This window comes from Corynebacterium sp. UMB8791 (assembly GCF_054166365.1).
Genome location: NZ_JBSZCG010000055.1, coordinates 1 through 330 on the forward strand (window position 1 = coordinate 1; position 330 = coordinate 330).

General features: G+C 50.6%; 1 protein-coding gene. It reads right to left on the reverse strand.

What is annotated here, in order from left to right; genetic code table 11:
- On the reverse strand, nucleotides 1-330 hold a 330-nt coding region (locus ACXIUA_RS01540), incomplete at both ends, for a SufD family Fe-S cluster assembly protein (protein WP_457975948.1).

The following is a 330-nucleotide window of genomic DNA, read 5'->3' on the forward strand; positions in this document are numbered from 1 at the left end:
CTGTTATTGCGACATTCGACATACGGGAAGGTATGCGCCCCACAATTAGCGCCAATCAGCATTGAGTCGCACTGAGTGAAATTGCGCGCATTGGTTGCCGTCGGCATGATTTTCACTAAGCCGCGATAACTGTTCTGACTATGTCCGGCAGAGATCCCTTTCGAGATAACGGTCGATTTGGTGTTTTTACCGATGTGGATCATCTTGGTGCCGGTATCCGCTTGCTGATGACCGCTGGTCAGTGCCACCGAGTAAAACTCACCAATGGAGTTATCGCCGCGCAAAATGCAGCTGGGATATTTCCACGTAATCGCTGACCCGGTTTCTGAT